Here is a 1190-nt window from a genome sequence, read left to right as displayed (position 1 = left end):
GATGGCCAAGGAAAAGTTCACCCGTTCGAAGCCGCACTGCAACATTGGGACGATTGGTCACGTCGACCACGGCAAGACGTCCCTGACGGCGGCGATCACGAAGGTTTTGGCGGAGAGCGGCGGCGCGACGTTCACGGCCTATGACCAGATCGACAAGGCTCCGGAGGAGAAGGCGCGCGGGATCACGATCTCGACGGCGCATGTGGAGTACGAGACGACGAACCGTCACTACGCGCACGTGGACTGCCCCGGCCACGCCGACTACGTGAAGAACATGATCACGGGCGCGGCGCAGATGGACGGCGCGATCCTGGTGGTGTCGGCGGCCGACGGCCCGATGCCGCAGACGCGCGAGCACATCCTTCTGGCGCGCCAGGTCGGCGTTCCGGCGCTGGTGGTGTTCCTCAACAAGGTCGACATGGTCGACGACGAGGAGCTTCTGGAGCTGGTCGAGCTGGAGGTGCGCGAGCTTCTCTCGAAGTACGACTTCCCCGGCGACGACATCCCGATCACCAAGGGCTCGGCCCTGATGGCGCTCGAGGACAAGGAGCCCAAGATCGGCCGTGACGCCGTGCTCAAGCTGATGGAGACGGTGGACGCCTACATCCCGCAGCCGGAGCGCCCGATCGACCTGCCGTTCCTGATGCCGATCGAGGACGTGTTCTCGATCTCGGGCCGCGGCACGGTGGTGACCGGCCGCGTCGAGCGCGGCATCGTGAAGGTCGGCGAGACCGTCGAGATCGTCGGCATCCGCCCGACCACCACGACGACGGTGACCGGCGTCGAGATGTTCCGCAAGCTGCTCGACCAGGGCCAGGCGGGCGACAACGTGGGCGTGCTGCTGCGCGGCACCAAGCGCGAGGACGTCGAGCGCGGCCAGGTCGTGTGCAAGCCCGGCTCGGTCAAGCCCCACGCCAAGTTCAAGGCCGAGGCCTACATCCTCACCAAGGAAGAGGGCGGCCGCCACACGCCGTTCTTCACCAACTACCGTCCGCAGTTCTACTTCCGCACCACGGACGTGACCGGCGTCGTCACCCTGCCGGAAGGCACCGAGATGGTGATGCCCGGCGACAACGTGACCATGGACGTCGTCCTGATCACCCCCGTCGCCATGGAAGAGAAGCTCCGCTTCGCCATCCGTGAAGGCGGCCGAACCGTCGGTGCCGGCGTCGTCGCCGCCATCAACGACT

The 1190-nt window shown here is 66.5% G+C and carries 1 protein-coding gene; it reads left to right on the top strand.

Annotated elements, in window-relative coordinates; translation table 11 throughout:
• Position 1 precedes the first annotated feature (1 nt).
• The coding region (gene tuf / locus MFF21_RS23670) for an elongation factor Tu (RefSeq protein WP_238315046.1) at positions 2–1190 on the top strand (1189 nt) is incomplete at its 3' end.

The sequence above is a fragment of the Methylobacterium organophilum genome (genome assembly GCF_022179465.1).
In the GTDB taxonomy this organism is placed as follows: domain Bacteria; phylum Pseudomonadota; class Alphaproteobacteria; order Rhizobiales; family Beijerinckiaceae; genus Methylobacterium; species Methylobacterium organophilum.
The sequence above is the reverse complement of the archived record's forward strand: the minus strand, read 5'-3'. Positions and strand labels throughout refer to the sequence as shown.